Below are 13,532 nucleotides of genomic sequence, written 5' to 3'. Positions count from 1 at the left end.
CCTCTGGTTTAGGGCAGATGGTGCTGCTGGCGCATGGGCCTGGGTACATATGAACCTCGCTATGCCTGGCATATCGGTAGTCCTGGCTAGTTTGGTTTCATGATGTCGATCATCTCAAGCAAGTCCTCACCCATCTGGTCGACGAGGTCGGGCATTACTGGGAAGAAGTTTTTCATGTAGAGGAAAAGCAGAAAGGAGCCAACGACGAGTTTCAGTGAAAGGCTCATCGAGAAAATTTCGGTTTGCGGTGCCACGCGGGCAAAAATCCCGAGGGTCATGTCTACCAGAAAGATGGTGATCATGAAAGGCGCAGCAAGGCGGATGGCAACGACAAACAACTCACCGGTCCAGCTCAGCATAAGATTGCCGGGCATGGCGAGGTTCGCGCCGGTTAAGGGAATGACGTCATAGGAGAGCATGAGCGCGCGAAACAGGTTGTGATGACCATCGAGCAATAAAAAAACGAGGGTGAAGGTCATCATGAGCAGGTTACTGATCGGGTTTGATGCCTGACCGTCTGCCGGACTGATAACCTGAGAAATACTGATGGCCATCTGAAAGCCAATAAATTCGCCGGCAAAGCGGATAGCGAAAAACACAAACCGTGCGGCAAACCCGATGGTGACGCCTGTAAGCAACTCTATAATTACATAGTAGGTAAGGGCTACGGGCTCAGTAACGGGCAGTCCCTCCGGGCGAGGGACCAGCCCCACAAGCACATACGCAACCGAAAGGGCGAAAAGCACCTTGATTTTTACGGGCACAAACTTCTGCTCGAAGAATGGTGCAGCCGAAATCAGCCCCCCGATTCGTACAAAAACCAGGAATGCATAAAGGATGTATTCAGGATCTAGAATGGACACATCTGCCAGCAGGCGGGTACCTGCACAAGGTGGATTGAGCCGTCACCCATGAGGGGATTAGCGAGAGACTTGCGGGATAAAATTCATCACATTGGTTGTGAAGTCTGTTAACACTTCAAGCATCCACGAGGAGAAGAAAAGCAGGATGAGCGCAATCGCAAGAATCTTGGGGATGAAGGCCAGTGTCATTTCTTGAATGGAGGTGATGGCCTGAAAAAGACTCACGGCCAAACCAACGACAAGCGCTGTCCCCAGCAGGGGGCCGATGAGCATAATGGCTGTTTGTATCGCTTCCTGTACCCAGAAAAGGGCTACGTCTGTATTCATGATATGCCTGGAGTATTAAGACTTGAGAAAAGAAGTGTTGCCATCCGGGACTTACGTGCCAAAGTAACCGCGAACGACTGACTCTACGATCAGGTACCAACCATCTGCAAGAATGAACAGCAGTAGTTTGAGGGGTAGCGAAACCATGATAGGAGGGAGCATCATCATCCCCATACCCATCAAGACGCTTGCAACAACAAGGTCTACAATCAGGAAGGGCAAGAAGATCATAAATCCGATCTGAAACGCAATACGCAGTTCACTGATCACGTAGGCCGGGATGAGTACGTACATCGGTACCTCATCTGTTGAATTGAAAATGTTGATTTGTGCGAGGTCCATAAACAGCGTGAGGTCTTTGTCGCGCGTTTGGGTCAGCATAAACTTTTTTAACGGGGCGGCCGACTTGTCAAAAGCCTCCTGTTGCGAAATATCGCCGGCGATGTACGGCATCAGTGCATCATCGTGGATCTCGCTCAAGACGGGAAACATGATGAAGAAGGTCAGGAAAATGGCCAGTCCGGATATAAGCTGACTGGGGGGCGCTTGCTGGGTACCGAGCGCGGTTCTGAGCAGACCAAATACAACAACAAGCCGGGTAAAGCTGGTTGTCATGATAACGATGGCCGGCGCCAGAGAAAGCACCGTCATCAGCAGAATCAACTGAATCGGCAGTGCATATTCTTCGTCGTCTTGCCCGATTTGTAATTGGGGCAGGATGTTGAATGTTGGGGTTGGTTGTGTAGGCTGAGCCTGTGCATAAACGGCATCAACCCGTACAAAAGCCACGATACCAATGAGGAATAACATCAGCAGGCTGGTGCGGCAGAAGCGATTTGTCATGATTGGGGTACGGGCTTTAGGGCGTCTTTTGTGATAACGTCCAGCGTGGCGGTAGAAAGGAGGTTTTGCTGCTGGAGCAGGACGCCAAAATTATCGTTATTTGCAGCCGTTGTGCTCGGGCTGCTGTACGTTGGTGCTGGAATAGCTGGCGTTGCCGCGGGGGCGGGTTTTGCCAGGTTTTGTCGGGAGAAGTGGTGCAGCAACGTGATCTGGTTGTTGCTAGTGCCTACAAGCACGGCTTCTTCGCCGCATTGTACCAGGTGCACAAGTTGTCCGGGGCCGAGTTGAAGTTTCCCGAGGGTATTCAAATTGCCGGCGTGTATTTGCTGTTTGGACTGCTTCTTCTGCCAATAGGTGGCAAAGCCAAGCAATCCGGCGAGCAACAGGCCGGCAGTTATTTTACCAAGATCCCATGGGGAGTCGGTTGTGGTGGTTGAAGCTGTTGCAGAGGTTGCAACAGTGCCGGCTTCATCGGAAATGACAACAGGTTCGGTAGCAATACTTGCTTTGGGCATAACCGTAAGCGCTACCCAGAGGAGCAAGAGTGCGGCACCCAGCGCGATAGAACGTTTAAAGAGTTGATTTCCCGTTGTACGGGGTTTGTCCTTTCGCCTGGAAACAGGGAAGATATTGCGCATGATGAGGCAGAAAATTCAGGAGTTGATGTGGGGCACACGTGAAAACGAATGTCTGTGTGCCTGCACGCAACTCCTGCGAATTTCTTGCCACTCAATCACCTGGGATTTGGCTCCCAGGTTGCATTATGCCAGCGCTTTGGCGTGTAGTTTTGAAGACGCAAGATTTGTGATACGAATACCAAACTGCTCTTCAATGACAACCGCTTCTCCTTCAGCAATCAGCCGGCCATTGGCGAATATTTCCAGCGGCTCGCCTACCAGTTTTTCGAGCTCGATAACGCTGCCTGTTGTCAGCTTGAGCACTTCTGAAAGCGGGATTTTCCTGCGGCCAAGCTCAACGGTTACATTTAACTCAACTTCTGCCAGCAAATCGAAATTGCCCGAGCCATCCTGATTGAGTTGTTCGCGCCCGAAATCGGGGAACGTGGCAGATGATACGCCAATATCTTCAGCTTTTGCAGCAGGCGTTGCTGCTGCAGGTTTTGCTGCTGGTGCGTCTGGCAGTTGTTCGACTAGCGGCGCAGGGAGGAAGAGGTTACCTGTAAGGGCCTTTTCGTCCACAGTCAATTCGAAGCTGAGCTGCCAGAATGTTGCCGGCAGACTTTCTTCGGGCTCCCAGGTGCCAGGGGCATGCGGCTGGGCCTGCATTGTTGGGAAGTTAGCACAGGCAGTATGCTCTGCCTGCAGCGTCTCATAGCCCTGCGAGATGATCTGACCGGCAAGGTCAAATACACCTTCTTCGAATGGCGTCATTTCGCGGCCAACCATGGCGCTGGAAATAACAGGGATCCACTCTGGGTTGAGCTGGACAACAAACGGATTTGCATTTTCGGGTGTGCCTACGATAGAGAAAGACGTAAAGGCATCCGATTTAATTTGATCAACGGCGGCCTCCGTAGCTGCACCCATGGAAAACTTGGCTTCCTGCCCCAGGAGCGTGTTGAAATACGCTTCCAGGATCGGGGTCGCTTCTGCGGTATAGACCTGTAACTTAGACTGACTCATCTTCCTTAATTGGGGTGTCGATGTTGAGAACATTCATTACGCGAAGTGCACGGCGATTGCCGGCTTTGCCCGGAGCAGCCTTCAATTTGACTTCATCGCCTATATAAACCTTTATCGGTTCATCTTTTCGTTGATTAAGCAAAATGACATCTCCTTCTTCAAGGCGCATCAGATCGCTTAATAATAGATTTGTATGTCCGAGCTCAGCGCGCATTTCCACATCCATGGTGCGGATGTTGGATTCATAACTCTTGCGCTCTTCCGGAGAGGTGTCGGACGTGGCAGTGGCCATGAGCTGGGTCATGCCTGTTTTGTCGAGGGCGTCTTCCATCAACAGATAAGGATAACAGATGTTGATGAAGGAACGCTGATCGTAGACGGTTACCTCGAAGGTTGCCACGATGGCCGGCTCTGAGCCGGGGATGATTTGTACAAATTCAGCGTTTGATTCAAAAGAGGATTCGCTGAATTTCAGTTCGGTGACCTGCTCCCAGGCGCTCTCTAGCTCTTCGTAGGCGCGGGTCATAACCTTGGCCATAATGCGCTGCTCGATTTGAGAAGTCTCACGGGGGCGTTTCATGAACTCGCCAGATCCGCCAAACAGTTTTTCAACCGTGAAAATAACAAACCGGGGATCGAGTTCGATGACCGCCTGGTGCCTTGTTTCTAGAATATCAATAACAAACAGCGCCGACGGAGGTGCACTGGAGATCACAAACTCCGAATACAGCACCTGATCGAGCGCGGTTAATGTGATGTCTACGATGGTGCGCAATTGCGCTGAGAGGTAGACCGAAAGATCGCGTGCAAAGGCTTCGTGTACCTGGTTCAAAACCCGCATCTGATCCTGAGAGAAAAGACGAGGGCGTTTAAAGTTGTAGGTATAGACCAGTTTTTCCTGGTTGGCCTGTGCAAACTTTTGCAGCGGATCGTTGGCAAGCCGCTGCGTCTGGACGTCGTCTCCAGCGCCGATCAGTGCATCGATCTCTTGTTGGTTTAGTTGTTTAGCCATGTACTCTTTCCTGGGGTGTCGGTCTGAGAGAAACGAATTGGGTGATTTGAGGGCTACTGCTACTGAAGGACGTATTGTGTAAAGTACATGCGGTTGATTTCTCCTTCGGTGAGAATGCCGTTCACCGCAAGCCTGATTTCATCTTTGAGTGCCGTACGTGATTCTATGTTAGCGAGCTCATCTACAGTTCTTGTGCCAAGAATTTTGATGATGGTGTCGCGAACAACCATTTCACGCGCTGTGACGGTTTCAAGGATGCTTGCTTCGGCTGTTTCCATCCCCACACTGAGCATCAAGAGGCGCCGGCCTTCCGAGTCGGCCGGGTTCACGATGATGTTGGAGAGTTCCATGAATTCACCAAACTCAAGCGGGGCTTCTTCTTCCTCTTCTTCGCCCGTGCCGTTGATGGTTTCAGCAATTTCGACCAGCATCGGGTACTGCGAATACGCAAGGAACCCACCACCTACCGCTGAAACAATCATCAGCGGGATCAGGATGAGCATGAACAATGAGTTATCTTTTTTGCCTTCTGCGTCTTCTACGGGGCTGGTAGGCTCCGCTCCTTCGACGACGGCGTCTGATTCTGCCATGATTTCCAGTTGATTAGAAGTTCGATTCTTCGATTTCGTGCGCGTCCTTCCCGGGTGTCGTTGTTTTCAACAGGTTCAAATTCTCCTTTACCAATAGCCTGGTATTTCTCTGGAGAAAGGCTGCCTTCCTGATCAATCAGGAAACGCACAACAGAAGCTGCGCGTGCAGCTGAAAGCTCCCAGTTCGACGGGTATTGTGCCGTGCGGATTGGTACATTGTCTGTGTGCCCAATCACCGTAATCGATTCCGTGGAATCGGGCGATGCCTGTGCCACCAGGGCAAGTACTTTCTGTGCTGTTTGTTGCAGCGCTGTACTCCCCGTTGGAAACATGACTTCGTCCGTGATGACAATGTGCATGGACTCTTCTTCATAGTTGATCTGCACCTTGTCTTGAAGGTTTTCACTTTCTATGAAGTTCATCAAAGACTCAACCTGCCGGCCTTTGTCCTGGGACTCGGTATCTTTAGAAGGCTGCGGTACAGCCGGTATCGGCTGCGAATTCTGGAAAACGCTTGTGCGTCCCTGGAAATAGCTCATGGCTTCCATGAGATTAGCCTTCTTGATTTCCGACATCGCCACGATCATTACAAAGAACGTCAATAGCAGGGTAACCATGTCGCTATATGTCGTCAGCCAGAAAGGGGCTGTTGGTTCGTCATCTTCTTCTTCAGCCATTGCTTCAGCTCAGGTTTTATTGTGCGTCTGGCGGTACTCTGTTACCGGCGCAACCTTGCTTCGAATGATGCTGTTGCTGCCGGCAACGGCCAGATTGTCAACAATTCAGTTATTATGCAGCGCCTACTTCAGCTGTCTCAGCTGTGGCAGCGTTCAGTTCTTCTTCGGAGAGATACAACTGGAGCCGCTTCTGGATCATGCTCGGGCTGTCGCCACGCACAATGCCGAGGACGCCGGTTTTAACAATTTCTCTTGCTTGAGAAAGTGCAACAATCTGATTTTTCTTTTTGGCTGCAAACGGAAGCAACATCAGGTTCGAAATGAGTGCACCGTAGAACGTTGTTACAAGGGCAACGGCCATACCTGCACCAATCTGAGAAGGGTCTGAAAGGTTACCCATCATCTGGATTAGACCAATGAGCGTGCCAATCATCCCGAAAGCCGGACAGGCAGTACCTGCAGCGTTGAAGAATTTGGCGCAGAAGTTATGCAGCTTCATCTCCGTTTCTACATTCTGCTCCATCAAATCGCTGATTTCTCGTTCGTCTATTCCGTCTACAGCCATCTCAAGGCCAAAGCGGAGGAACGTGTCATCAATTTCTTCTATCTGACGATCTAGCGCCAGCAGTCCTTCACGGCGTGCAATTTTGGATAGTTCGCCAAAGGTGTCGATGTATGTGCTGTAATTTGGTACCTGGAAGCCCATAAATCCCTTAAAGACTACCGGAACGTTTTTGAGCTCGTCGAAGGTAAATGTTACCATCATACCAGCTGCGGTACCACCAACTACGAGAAGCAAAGATGCGGGGTCGAAAAACGTAATCCATCCCGTACCCATGAAAATGGCGCCATAGATCAGGAGGAGACCTGTTCCTACACCAGCTAAGGTTGATTTCTCCATGTCGGCAAGAATCTGAGAATACCATGTACGGCCATTTTACAAAAACCTGAATCCTTGGTAGCACAATGCTTTTCCAACCCGAATGCCGGGAGATTAACGGAAAATATCAGTGCATGGACAGGGAAAATGTTACCGCATTTGGTTGTGATTATTCAACGAGAAAGTTCTGAAAATGCTTAAAAGCTGCTTCTTATATCGGTTGCCAACACTGAAGATTAAGCCCTGCAGGCCGGGGTTTTTAAGGTATTTGGAATATTCTTAATGGTCGGCAGATAGTGGCCCCTTTTTCTTGCGCACTACGTACCGCTTGTGTGCCTGCTGCAGGCGGTTAAGCGCATTTCTGGTAGACCCGTACAGGACCCATATTCAGCTCTACAAACGGGTGTGAGAGGCCGTAAAGCGTTTCCGTGGCGCCAATCATCAGATATGCATTGTCGTCCATTGCATTGTAGATGGCCTGGAGTGTTTTCTGCCGTATTTCTTTCGAAAAGGATTGCAGCACATTCATGCACAGGATCAGGTTTACGCTATGCATCCGCATCATGTCTGTACGATCTGCGAGGTTGATGCGCTTGAAGGTTACCATATCCACGAGTTGCTCACTTACCCGGAAGCCTTCGGGAGATTTGCTAAAATGCTGGTTTTGCAGCGCCGCCGGTACCGGTTCCATTGCACGCGCATTGTAGCGCCCGCATTCTGCAGTGTACAGGGCCTGGGTGTTGATGTCTGACGCGACAATCTCGGGGCGCTCTTTTGAAGCGGGGAAAACCTCGGCCACAAGCATTGCAAGGCTGTAGGCCTCTTCACCTGTAGCACAGGCTGTACTCCAGATCCTGGCCCTTTGGGTTGCATGTGTTTCGAGACAAGGGAGAAGCTGCTCCCTGATGCACCTGAACTGATCTTTTGTACGAAAAAAGGCCGTTTCGGTTTGCGTAATGGCATCAACCAGGCGAAGGATTTCACTGTAGTTACCCGGGTCGGTCAGGTAATCGATATAATCTTCGAAGTAGTCTATGCCCAGTGCCTGGAGCCGTACCATAACCCGGGTTTGCAGGACGTGTTTGCGGCTGTCCTGAAAAAAGATGCCGGCGTGTTCGTGGATTATTTCTCGCAGGATTTCAAAATCGATACGGTGTAATCTGTCGCAGCTGCCGGGTGGGCGGCTCGCTCTGTCGATATGCTTCATGTTCAGCGCCCCGTCAGACGCGATCATCTTTGTGATAGCGGATTGCGTGCTCGGTATCGGCAATTTCTGGACAAAAAAAAGTCCTGCACACCGCGAGGCGTGCAGGACGTAGCCATAAAGACCGCTTAAATCAGCGTATATTTATCGCTTGAGGTTGATGGTTTCAGACAGGATTTCGTCCGAGGTTCTGATGACTCGGGCTGAGGCCTGGAAACCACGCTGGGTTTTGATCATGTCGCTGAATTCTGTTGCGAGTTCAACGTTACTCATTTCGAGTGTACCGGAGATGATCGCAGAAGCAATCTCGCTGCCGGCGCGTCCGAACTGGATACTGCCAGATACGCTGGTTGCGCTGTACACATTTTCACCTTTCTGCGTAAGGCCACCGTTGTTGGCTACCTTACCAATGGCAATCTGGTATACATCAACGGTATGACCGGAATCAAAATCCATCTGGATAACGCCTTCGTTGGTTGTGCGGAAACCAACAAACTGGCCGGATGGCTTGCCATTCTGGTCAGAAACGATCGCTGAAGAGTTTTCCCGGAACTGGGTAAGGCCCGTCAGGTCGATGCTGATTGTATCCGTACCTGTTTCGTTTACAAAGCCGGTATCCCAGTTCAATGCAGGAAGGTTGAATGCGGGGTCCGTTACCGCGACACCATCAACAGATTCCAGGTTACCATCTGTGCCGAAGGCAATCGAGAAGGTTGTTGGTGCAGCACCAAATGGCTGCAGGGTAGCGTCACCTGCTACAGAAACATCGTACGTGTCGGGTGTTGCACCGTCTGCGCTTGTTTTTGTGAAGGTATACGTTACGTTATGTTTTGCGCCTTGCTCATCGTAGACAAAGCTTGTCATGGCAAACGTCTCCGGATTTACGCCGCCATTGTCTGAAAGGGCCGCATCCAGGTTACCGGAAACCGTCATTGCAGAGGTGTAGACCGGTGAAGCTTTTGCGTTCAGATCGATGCTGATGTCATCCAGCTGTGTAAGGTCAGCCTGTCCGGTTGTCTGATCGATCGGGAAGCCCTGGATTGGGAGACCGCTTGAGCTGATCAGGTTGCCGTTTTTGCTCAATACGAAGTTGCCGGCGCGGCTGAGGAGAAACTCAGCGCCACGGCGCGCTACGAAGAAGCCGTCGCCGTTAATGGCGAAGTCCGTTGGGATATTGGTGCTTTCCAGCGGCCCCTGTGTCCAGGTCTGATCAATGGTACCTACGTGGATACCGAGCCCGACGAAAGAAGGGTTGGTTGGTTCACCACCTGGCGTTCTTCCCGATGCAAGGTATTCCTGTGCAAGGACTTCATTGAACGTCACGCGTCCTTTTTTGAACGCGATGGTGTTGACGTTGGCGATGTTGTTACCAACAACGTCCATCTTAATTTGATGATTATTGAGGCCTGAGACCCCATTGCCAAGAGAACGAATCATAATGTTATTTCGGTTTTATCACGGCGTCTGTCGTTCAGCCGTGTACCGGTGTCCTTATGCCTGTGCGGCGGCCAGGGCCCACCGAGGGTTGAAGAGAGGTTGGTTGCCGGTTACAGGTTGCTGGTTACAGGTTGCTGGTTTTGAATACGATCAACAACTATCAACCAGCAACTGTCAACTTGCAACCTATATTAGCATGGTGCTGTCAATTTGCGTGAATACGCGTTGTTGCAGCTCTTGCTGACTAATGGCAGTAACCATCGTCCGTTTGGGGACGTTGACTACAAAAGCCGCATCCTGGCGAACAATGAGGGCGTTACGAGCGCCCTTGTTGTTTAGCAGGGAAATGGCCTGGCCTAAATCGTTGCGTTCCTGATTTGTGAATGAGATACTCCGCTCCTCGAGCCGCTGCACAGCATGAGCTGACAGCCGCACAACTTGTGCTTGCTGATCGAGATTTTGCTGTACCTGTTCAAGTGTTTGATCAAACCGCGCGTGTTGGGCATTCCGTCGCAGGGGCCCGGTTGCCGGCCTGACTTTTTCGTGAACAGCCGGCTGTCCCGATTGTACCCGGTTTGATAGGTCGCGAATATTCATTGTAAACTCCAGCGTTTGTCGTGTGCGTTATTCTGTGCCGCCCACGCTGCGTACATTGCCAAGTGCAATTGAGCTCTGGCCTACCCAGACGAGAATGCCTTCCGGACCAAACGTGATTTTGTCCACGATGCCTTTCATGAAGGTCCGTGAACTCACATCATTGCCCGCGGTATCCTGTGCGTGTAGCTCGACGCTGTATTTGCCATTGGCAACTTCATTGCCATCAGCATCTTTGCCGTCCCAGCTAAACGCATGCTCGCCTTTGCCACGGCTGCCAACATCAATTGTGCGGATCACCTGACCTGCTTCATTTTTGATGTCTAATGTTACCGATGCAGCAGCTTCGCCCAGCTCGTAGCTGATGTCTGATGGCTTGCCTTCCGACACGAACAGATCGACGCCTTCAGCTTCCACTTCTTTGCCGATGAGGCCGGCTGCAACACCAGAGTTCATACTCTGCGCGAGCAGCCCATTGACCGCGTTGCTTTGATCAAGGGTATCGCCAATGGTTATCAATTGCTCCAGCGAAGAAAATTGCGCCAGCTGTGCCGCAAATTCCTGACCATCCATCGGATTCAGGGGGTCCTGATTGCTGAGCTGCGTGACCAGTAGCAAGAGGAAGTCCTCTTGCCCCAGCACTTCGCCCGTCTGGTTCAGGGCTCCCAGTGAGGCCGCTGAATCGCCGCTTATTCCTGTGATTCCATCCATTTCTTTGGGGTGAAAAGTGTGTAGTTTACTTGGGGTACAGGGTTACCCGATCCAGATGTGCTGGTCCGGGTTGGACCGCGCATACGTTTGTGTTTGCACGGCTTTTTCCTGGGCTATCACATCCGCACGCAAACGGCGCCGGCGCGATGCCCTTTCGTCCATTGAGGACGAAAAGTCAGATTTCTGCTGGTTAGTGAAAGAGAAGGCTACATCTTCACCATACTGTTCTTTCAGGCTTTCCCGAATGTGCGCAGACTGTGATTCTGCCTGTGCCCGTACGGCGTCATCTGAGAACTGCACAGCAATCGATACGTGATCATCTTCTCGAGACACTTGAATGGTCATCTGGCCATCTCCTCGATCGAGTTTCATCTCGAGGACTTTCCAGCTTGGATCTTGCCGACTCATTTGTCCTGTGCGGTCAGCAAGCGCTTTGAGCCATGAAAGTGAGCGGCTTGCATAAGCCTGTGTGGCTTTGCCGGTGCTTTTGGTGTTTGCCAGTTGTGCCGCTGCTTCGCTACGTCCCATCAGGTTATTGGCGTTACTGTCTGCAGATGAGGCATCCGTTTGGCTGCTATCCGTAGTTTGTGCCTGTAACGTGGCTTGCTGGGTTTGCATGGTTTCCCGCATGGCCTCAACATCTTTGAAAACGCCAGGCGTTTCCTGGCCGGCAACAGGTGCCTGCTGCTGCCTGGCTTGAGCAATGCGTTGCGCTTTTTTCTGGCTCCGTAACCGTGCCTTTTTGCTCATGCGAATTGGCTTCTCCAGCCCTTCGTTCGCTGCAGAAACCTGAGCGGCCATGTTGCCGGCTTTCTTGGCACCGGCAGTTGCCTTCTGTGTGAGGCTTTCCCCTTTACTTTCCGTATCCCGGATAATAACGCGGGTATCTGCTTGCTGGTCATTGCCTTTCGTGTCCAGGCGCGTTGACTTCCTGGCTTTCAGATGCGCAAGCGTAGTTTTGCCATCCTTGCTCGCGGATTCCTTGATAACAGGGCTGCTTGTCAATCGGATGGGCTTAACCCGATCGGTTGACAAGGTTACCGTTGGCTGTTTGGGTTGATTGAATGCCCGCAAGTTGGTTGTCTGGGAAGAAGACGAGGTTTTGAGCGGCGTGAGGCTGTTGAAAATAGCCTTCACGTCCGTTTTTAATTGCGTCAGGGTATCTGGTTTTGTTGTTGCAGAAGCGGCGGCATTTCTGGCAGCACTTGCAGTAGGCAGTTCAATAGGCTGTCCTTTGACCGGTTGTGTTGCTTGGCCTGATTTGCTACGGGTAGACGTTGTGCTCAATGCTGTACCATTGGTTTTGCTGGCAGTAGTAAGCACTGCTTTGCCCGTCTGCAGTTGCGGAGCACCTGTACTGGCACTCAAGCTTTTACCAGACGCTTTGAAGGCTACAGATTTGGCTGTTGTGCGCACAGTAGAAGCTGTTTGCGCTGCGATACCCGTTGCAGCTGTTTTGGTCACGCCTGCTTTCGCTTTGCTGGCTTTTGATTTGCCTGCAACAGCTTGTTCAGGTTGCGCACTGGCTGCTGTTTTTGATTTAAACAGGCTGCGGAGTTTTCTTGCCGGCTTGGCCAGTTTTTCTGCAAAGAGCTGCTTGTTTTTTTTCGCCGGCGCCTGCTCCTCGTTCTCTTTGTTGGCCTGCTCCTTAAACTGGATAGGCCGATGCGTTGGCTCAGGCTCGCTTTCCTGGGCAAGGAACTGGCCAAAAGGAACAACGGCTTCGTTGTCTGTACCGGCAGCAGGCTCTTTGCCTGCCTGAATAATCGGGAGGTTGTTGTCTACAGAAGGGACATTGGCCATAAGATCTGGGGTTTTATATCTGCACGCAGGGGTGATTTACTGATTGGGGAGGCCGGGAGCCGGTGCTGCCGTAGCAGCAGTTGCTGAGAAGGCTACCCCTGGTGCGGTCAGGGTATTTACGAGGCTGGCAGCTTTATCAGCCGGCATCATTTGAAGCAAGCGCGTCCGGTTTCTGGCAGATGCCTCGATGTAAAGTGACTCAATAACGTCTGTTTCGAGGCTTTCCAGCAGCGCTGACAATTCGTTGTCTTCCAGTTTTGCCAGGGTGCCGCTCATCAACTTGGCTTCATCGTACTTGGCTTGAAGCGCTTCCCAACGGGATTCCATGCTTTTCACTTTTTCCATGAGCGCTTCCTTGCTTTCCATCTCGTTGCCGAGCGAAGAATGAAGCTGGCTGAGCGAATCGCGCAAACCAACGAGCATGGTGTTGAGGGGGCGGGCCAAGAGAGACGTATCAATCATGTCATAGTCTTCCGGATTCAATAGCGAGTCCGGGAACGTTCCATCTTTCATCATCCGGATGCTGTCTGCACGCCATTGCGCGCGCTCAGCCATGTCGGGTGAAAACTTGGGGATCGCAAAGTAGGTGGCAAAGGTGCCTACGAGAAAAAAGGTTGCGGTTGCCAGGACGGCGATAATGGCTTTCTTCATTGTTTATGAACGAATTTTTTACGGCGGTAATTTTCGAGCGCCTGTTCTTCGATTTGTTTGTTCTCTGCGGTTTCCATGCCGCGGATATGATTTGCTTTTTCCTGGTCGTGTAAACTCTGCAAGGCTTCTTCCGCGCTCTTTTTCTGAATCAGATCTGCGCGGGTCATTTGTTCTTCCAGAATCAAATCTTCCAGGCGTTCATTTGCTTTGTGCAGGGCTGTCCGGGCATCATCGTGAAAGGCTTGCCGGCGCTTTAAGTGCTTTACTGTAAGCCCTTGTTTATTATCTACTTGACTT

16 protein-coding genes are annotated in these 13,532 nt (G+C 51.3%); all 16 read right to left on the bottom strand.

The annotated features are described in order from the left end of the window. Positions 1-86: 86 nt before the first annotated feature. A complete protein-coding gene (gene fliR / locus AAF564_12215; protein ID MEM8486307.1) occupies positions 87-863 on the bottom strand; it encodes a flagellar biosynthetic protein FliR in 777 nt (258 codons plus the stop codon). 57 nt (positions 864-920) lie between these two features. Then, positions 921-1,190: a flagellar biosynthesis protein FliQ gene (fliQ, locus tag AAF564_12210; GenBank protein MEM8486306.1), complete on the bottom strand. Its 270-nt coding sequence runs from the start codon at positions 1,188-1,190 to the stop codon at positions 921-923. A gap of 51 nt (positions 1,191-1,241) precedes the next feature. Then, the gene (gene fliP, locus AAF564_12205; GenBank protein ID MEM8486305.1) at positions 1,242-2,033 is read right to left on the bottom strand and encodes a flagellar type III secretion system pore protein FliP; all 792 of its coding nucleotides are present in this window, start codon (positions 2,031-2,033) and stop codon (positions 1,242-1,244) included. After that, entirely contained in the window at positions 2,030-2,671 is a 642-nt protein-coding gene (locus AAF564_12200) for a flagellar biosynthetic protein FliO (GenBank protein MEM8486304.1), read from the bottom strand. Before AAF564_12200 ends, fliP begins: the two co-directional genes overlap by 4 nt. A gap of 123 nt (positions 2,672-2,794) precedes the next feature. Further along, a complete protein-coding gene (fliN, locus tag AAF564_12195) occupies positions 2,795-3,676 on the bottom strand; it encodes a flagellar motor switch protein FliN (protein ID MEM8486303.1) in 882 nt (293 codons plus the stop codon). After that, on the bottom strand, positions 3,663-4,688 hold the full coding sequence (fliM, locus tag AAF564_12190) for a flagellar motor switch protein FliM (protein MEM8486302.1): 1,026 nt from the start codon (positions 4,686-4,688) through the stop codon (positions 3,663-3,665). The genes fliN and fliM overlap by 14 nt, the downstream gene beginning before the upstream one ends. A gap of 59 nt (positions 4,689-4,747) precedes the next feature. After that, positions 4,748-5,278: a flagellar basal body-associated FliL family protein gene (locus AAF564_12185; GenBank protein ID MEM8486301.1), complete on the bottom strand. Its 531-nt coding sequence runs from the start codon at positions 5,276-5,278 to the stop codon at positions 4,748-4,750. After that, positions 5,227-5,955 (bottom strand): OmpA family protein, encoded by a 729-nt coding sequence (locus AAF564_12180; GenBank protein MEM8486300.1) that lies wholly within the window; start codon positions 5,953-5,955, stop codon positions 5,227-5,229. The genes AAF564_12185 and AAF564_12180 overlap by 52 nt, the downstream gene beginning before the upstream one ends. 112 nt (positions 5,956-6,067) lie before the next feature. Then, a complete protein-coding gene (locus tag AAF564_12175) occupies positions 6,068-6,856 on the bottom strand; it encodes a MotA/TolQ/ExbB proton channel family protein (protein MEM8486299.1) in 789 nt (262 codons plus the stop codon). 328 nt (positions 6,857-7,184) lie between these two features. Then, positions 7,185-8,069 (bottom strand): protein-glutamate O-methyltransferase CheR, encoded by an 885-nt coding sequence (locus AAF564_12170; protein ID MEM8486298.1) that lies wholly within the window; start codon positions 8,067-8,069, stop codon positions 7,185-7,187. 114 nt (positions 8,070-8,183) lie between these two features. Then, entirely contained in the window at positions 8,184-9,476 is a 1,293-nt protein-coding gene (locus AAF564_12165) for a flagellar hook protein FlgE (GenBank protein ID MEM8486297.1), read from the bottom strand. Positions 9,477-9,662: 186 nt separating this feature from the next. Beyond that, positions 9,663-10,073, bottom strand: a complete 411-nt coding sequence (locus tag AAF564_12160; GenBank protein ID MEM8486296.1) for a TIGR02530 family flagellar biosynthesis protein — start codon at positions 10,071-10,073, stop codon at positions 9,663-9,665. A 27-nt stretch (positions 10,074-10,100) separates the two neighbouring features. Continuing rightward, positions 10,101-10,781, bottom strand: a complete 681-nt coding sequence (locus AAF564_12155) for a FlgD immunoglobulin-like domain containing protein (GenBank protein MEM8486295.1) — start codon at positions 10,779-10,781, stop codon at positions 10,101-10,103. A gap of 42 nt (positions 10,782-10,823) precedes the next feature. Beyond that, a complete protein-coding gene (locus AAF564_12150; protein ID MEM8486294.1) occupies positions 10,824-12,584 on the bottom strand; it encodes a hypothetical protein in 1,761 nt (586 codons plus the stop codon). 36 nt (positions 12,585-12,620) lie between these two features. Beyond that, entirely contained in the window at positions 12,621-13,235 is a 615-nt protein-coding gene (locus AAF564_12145) for a hypothetical protein (GenBank protein ID MEM8486293.1), read from the bottom strand. Next, on the bottom strand, positions 13,232-13,532 hold a 301-nt coding region (locus AAF564_12140; protein MEM8486292.1), incomplete at its 5' end, for a hypothetical protein. The genes AAF564_12145 and AAF564_12140, both read right to left, overlap by 4 nt.

The organism is Bacteroidota bacterium (assembly GCA_039111535.1).
Lineage (GTDB): Bacteria > Bacteroidota > Rhodothermia > Rhodothermales > JAHQVL01 > JBCCIM01.
The sequence above is the reverse complement of the archived record's forward strand: the minus strand, read 5'-3'. Positions and strand labels throughout refer to the sequence as shown.

Excerpts from the sequence above, each read along its gene's own strand:
- AAF564_12175 (MEM8486299.1), bottom strand. The coding sequence starts at position 6,856 with ATGGAGAAATCAACCTTAGCTGGTGTAGGAACAGGTCTCCTCCTGATC.
- fliQ (MEM8486306.1), bottom strand. The coding sequence starts at position 1,190 with ATGAATACAGACGTAGCCCTTTTCTGGGTACAGGAAGCGATACAAACA.
- AAF564_12180 (MEM8486300.1), bottom strand. The coding sequence starts at position 5,955 with ATGGCTGAAGAAGAAGATGACGAACCAACAGCCCCTTTCTGGCTGACG.
- fliM (MEM8486302.1), bottom strand. The coding sequence starts at position 4,688 with ATGGCTAAACAACTAAACCAACAAGAGATCGATGCACTGATCGGCGCT.
- AAF564_12160 (MEM8486296.1), bottom strand. The coding sequence starts at position 10,073 with ATGAATATTCGCGACCTATCAAACCGGGTACAATCGGGACAGCCGGCT.
- fliP (MEM8486305.1), bottom strand. The coding sequence starts at position 2,033 with ATGACAAATCGCTTCTGCCGCACCAGCCTGCTGATGTTATTCCTCATT.
- AAF564_12155 (MEM8486295.1), bottom strand. The coding sequence starts at position 10,781 with ATGGATGGAATCACAGGAATAAGCGGCGATTCAGCGGCCTCACTGGGA.
- AAF564_12200 (MEM8486304.1), bottom strand. The coding sequence starts at position 2,671 with ATGCGCAATATCTTCCCTGTTTCCAGGCGAAAGGACAAACCCCGTACA.
- AAF564_12165 (MEM8486297.1), bottom strand. The coding sequence starts at position 9,476 with ATGATTCGTTCTCTTGGCAATGGGGTCTCAGGCCTCAATAATCATCAA.
- AAF564_12170 (MEM8486298.1), bottom strand. The coding sequence starts at position 8,069 with ATGATCGCGTCTGACGGGGCGCTGAACATGAAGCATATCGACAGAGCG.
- AAF564_12185 (MEM8486301.1), bottom strand. The coding sequence starts at position 5,278 with ATGGCAGAATCAGACGCCGTCGTCGAAGGAGCGGAGCCTACCAGCCCC.
- AAF564_12145 (MEM8486293.1), bottom strand. The coding sequence starts at position 13,235 with ATGAAGAAAGCCATTATCGCCGTCCTGGCAACCGCAACCTTTTTTCTC.
- AAF564_12150 (MEM8486294.1), bottom strand. The coding sequence starts at position 12,584 with ATGGCCAATGTCCCTTCTGTAGACAACAACCTCCCGATTATTCAGGCA.
- fliN (MEM8486303.1), bottom strand. The coding sequence starts at position 3,676 with ATGAGTCAGTCTAAGTTACAGGTCTATACCGCAGAAGCGACCCCGATC.